The 3666-nt window shown below is 67.0% G+C and carries 4 protein-coding genes; all 4 read right to left on the bottom strand.

Annotation, left to right across the window (positions count from 1 at the left end; genetic code table 11):
• Positions 1–29: 29 nt before the first annotated feature.
• Genes ASG00_RS04145 through ASG00_RS14800 form a run of 4 tightly spaced genes read right to left on the bottom strand, consistent with a single transcriptional unit; the run spans position 30 to position 3391 of the window.
• On the bottom strand, positions 30–1187 hold the full coding sequence (locus ASG00_RS04145) for a phage portal protein (protein WP_162237869.1): 1158 nt from the start codon (positions 1185–1187) through the stop codon (positions 30–32).
• Complete coding sequence (locus ASG00_RS15220; protein ID WP_056207098.1) at positions 1184–1363, bottom strand: hypothetical protein; 180 nt, start codon at positions 1361–1363, stop codon at positions 1184–1186. Before ASG00_RS15220 ends, ASG00_RS04145 begins: the two co-directional genes overlap by 4 nt.
• The gene (locus ASG00_RS04155; protein ID WP_056207099.1) at positions 1360–2790 is read right to left on the bottom strand and encodes a terminase large subunit; all 1431 of its coding nucleotides are present in this window, start codon (positions 2788–2790) and stop codon (positions 1360–1362) included. The genes ASG00_RS15220 and ASG00_RS04155 overlap by 4 nt, the downstream gene beginning before the upstream one ends.
• Positions 2791–2815: 25 nt before the next feature.
• On the bottom strand, positions 2816–3391 hold the full coding sequence (locus ASG00_RS14800) for a hypothetical protein (RefSeq protein ID WP_156454821.1): 576 nt from the start codon (positions 3389–3391) through the stop codon (positions 2816–2818).
• Between the last annotated feature and the right edge of the window lie 275 nt (positions 3392–3666).

The raw sequence follows: 3666 nt of genomic DNA on the forward strand, positions 1-3666 counted from the left end.
AAACGCTCGCCGTTCAACGACTTGGGTCATTACCCCTCCTTCTGTGCGATTGCGATCGAGGTCGCGAGCGACTCGGCCGCGCTCTTGGTCGTCGAGTACCACTGCTGCCAGTCCGCGATCTGCTTCGCGGTCGGCGGCTTCTTGCCCTTCGCGCGCCGCGCTTCCTCGAGGAACGTCGTGCCGTTGCGCAGCTCCTCGGTGTCGATCCGCGCCCGCTCGAGCGCACCCGGCTGCTTCAGCACCGTGAGATCGAACGTGATCCGCTGACGAGGGCGAAGGATGGGCTTCAAGCCCGACGCGACGCGGCCGGATACGCCGCCCAGCGTCTCGATCTCGAACAGCTCCTGATCCATTTCGACGTTCGAGTAGGAGCGGCTGGAGCCCGCACGTCCGCCCACCTTCTCGGGCGGCACACCGAAGATGACGGCAACCTCGTTCGCGGTCGCCTGGATGGTGAGGAGGAACTGCGCTTCCTCGGGCGTGACGGTGATCTTCGTGTAGTCCCACTCGCCAGGGAGCGCGACTGGAAGCCCGGACTTCGCGGCTTTCACGAAGTCGTCGCGCGCCTCGACGAGCAGTGCCGGATCCATCCGTGGCGTCTTGGCGGAGAGGATCGCAGGAGGCATCGACGAGCCCTTGAACCAGCGGCGCCCGTACTGCCGCGCGAGTGCGCTCGTCTCGAACGTGGCCGCGAAGTGTTCGATCGGTGACAGGCCGACCACGGAGCCAGGTTGAGTGAACTCGCGGATATGCACGAGATTCCCGCCCTGCTTGACGAGGTCCATCGGACGCCCATTGACGCGATAGACCGGCTTCATGCGGTTCGACTCGTCGACCGTCACCCACTCGTTCGGCAACCACCGGCAGAAGCGGCGTCCGTCATCGACCAGCCCGTAGGCGTTGCCCCGGAGCTTGAGCGCAGCCACGAGAGCGAAGCGCCACTCGAACTCGGACAGGTACGGGTCGGGATCCTCGAGGATCAGGGGCAGGTCGACCATTTCCAGCTCGCCGTTTCGCGGCTCGGTCACGGTGATGGGCGCCTGCGCCCACTCGTCCCCGATGAGGCGGACGGCTCCGTAGACGGCGGGGATCGCGGTCGACGTGCTCGGCGGCGCCTCCCAGTCAGGCCCCCACACATCCGCTCCCGTGATGTCACGCTGCTCGACTTCGCGCGTGAGGACGCTCACCGGTCCCACCACCGTGGGATCGGGTGAGCGATGACGAAGCACCCGAGCCCCGCCACGATCAGCGCGACGGGCGGCGCCCAGAGGGCGATACCCACCACGACGAGCGCGATCCCGATCAGCTCGAACCCGCTCGCGATGCGCTCCTTGCGGCGCTTCTTGGCTTGTTCGTCGTTCATGCAGCCTCCTTCTTGGTAAGCCCGTTCGCGATTCGCAGCGCGGCTAGCGGGTCGTATGCCAGCTCCGGGAGCGTGCGCGTGAGGATCTGCGCGGCGTGGCTGACCGACGTTAATCCCGTGATCGCCCGCATTGACTTGCCGCGAGCCCAACGCCACACGTCGCCGGATACCCTCGTCGCGGCCGACGCGATCTGCTCCTCAAGCTCCTGCTGTCCGAGCTGCCGAATCTGGTCGTTCAACACAAGGTCGAGTAGCGCCGGCCCGCTGATCGCGATGTCCTGCGCGGGTATGGGTTGCGGCTCGAGTCCGGCGTCTCGCATCCGAGGAACGACGAACCCGGCGAACTTGTGCTCGTACCAGATATCGCCGGGATCGGCCGCGTGAATGTCACGCATCCCGACGAGCCCGCGGGAGGGATCTCCGTCGACGAGCCAGTCCGTGCCGAGCCCGTCAGAGATCACCTCGACGTGAATGCGTCCGTCGTCGCGCACTCCCGCGACGGAGATCGAAGCCCACGCCGAGTCAGGCGCAACGTCGAACACGTAGACGAGCTGGTCGTCGGCGATCGTCGAATCGACGTCGCGCGATGCCTCCCACGCTTCGCGCGGGATCTTCCAATCGGACGCGAAGTCGTCGCCCCACTGGCATCCGAAGGCGCGCCGGAACTCCGCCTCGCCCATCGAGTCGGCGAAGCTCTGGATCTTCTCGAGCGTCTGAGTGAACCCGAGCGCCGGCATGCGGCGCCACCACGTCATCGGGTCGTAGGGATCCTCGTCGTCCGCGAAGGAGAACTCCACATACAGCGACCGCGACCGGTCGAGCTGCGTCGGGTCGGCCCGCGCAAGCTCCACACGGCTGCGTCCCTTCGACACCTTCCCCCACAGGAACGGACTCTTCGTCTTGCTCTCGCCCGGCGTGGAGATCCACAGCGACTGCGCGTCATCGACCGCAGCCGTCGCCGGCATGAGCGCCGACTCGAGCCGCGAGTCACGCAGCGCGAAGATCTCATCGCCGACCGTGAGCCCGAGCGTCCCACCGTGGCCCGCGTCCTCCGTCGGCGCGTCAATCGACCACTTCGACCCGTTCGTGAACTTCAGATGCTCCGAGCCGTTGACCATGACGGGGAGGATCTTCCCCGAACGGTTCGGCACGAGCAGGCGCCGCAGCGGCGAACGGTTGATGTGGAAGAAGTGCTCCTCGAGCAGCTTCTCGCGAGCCTTGTCGCGGGTCTGCGCGATGTAGAGCAGGAACTGACGCTCGCCCCACCCGATCATGCGGTGAACGCCCCACGGGATCACGATCGTGCTCTTGCCGCTCTGGCGCATGATCACGACGACGATCTCGCGATACCAGAGCAACCCGGACGCGTCGACCTCGAACGCCACCTCGAACAGGTCGCGCTGCCACGGCATCGGATCCGATCCCATGACCCGCATGACCGCTATCGGCTCGTCAGCGATCGTCTCCCGAGCCGGATTGCGGGGCGTCATCCACCGCGGCTCGGCGTCGGGAACTCCGGCCGGAGCCGAGCGCACCCATGAGCTGCTCAATAGCCTTCGCCTCCCCACTGCTGTTCGGCGCGAGTTTCGCGAGCGAGTCGAGCACCGCGAGAAGGGCCGACGTTGTCGACGCGTAGAAGCGCGCGTTTGCCGGGTCGTCGAGAGCGCGCGCGCCGCGGAACGCGACCTCGCGCCGCAACCTCACCTCCGCGGACGCCTCGCCAGACAGCGCCTCCCGCGCTGCCGCCTCGATCGGGCCGGCCTTGAGTTGCACGGCGATGTCGTCGAGCGCCCGATCTACCTCGGCGTCGGACAGGTCATGTGCAGGGCGCTTGGACGGCTTGCGCGTAGGTGCGTCGCGGGACGCAGGTACGTCCTTCGCGCGCGAGGTACGAGGCGCCTCCCGACCTTCCCGACGACGGCGGTTCTCGCGATAGCGACGATTCGCCTCCGTGTTCGCGTCGGTGCAGGGCGAGCAACGGCATCCCGCCTTGTATCGGCGAACCGTCCCGTGTTTCGGCAGCGGCACAACAACCTCCGATCTTTCATCCGACCTCGGCGGCTCGAAGCGCTCAGCGCCCGCCTGCCGCGTCGAACCCCGCGACAACACACGAGGACCGACTGAGTGCGAAGCGGCGTCAGCCAGTCGCACAACCCTGCACGTACCTACTCCTGGTTGGGAGACGTAGGAGAGAGGGACTTTTGAGCGCGGCGCGGGTGGATCGTGCGAAGGGGGCTGCAAAAACTCGTGATGTTTCCCCGCGGGTGTGCGGGCCGGGCGGGGCTGGTGGTCAAGTCCCGTGG

Origin of the sequence: Microbacterium sp. Leaf351 (genome assembly GCF_001423825.1) — a bacterium.
GTDB lineage: Bacteria > Actinomycetota > Actinomycetes > Actinomycetales > Microbacteriaceae > Microbacterium > Microbacterium ginsengisoli.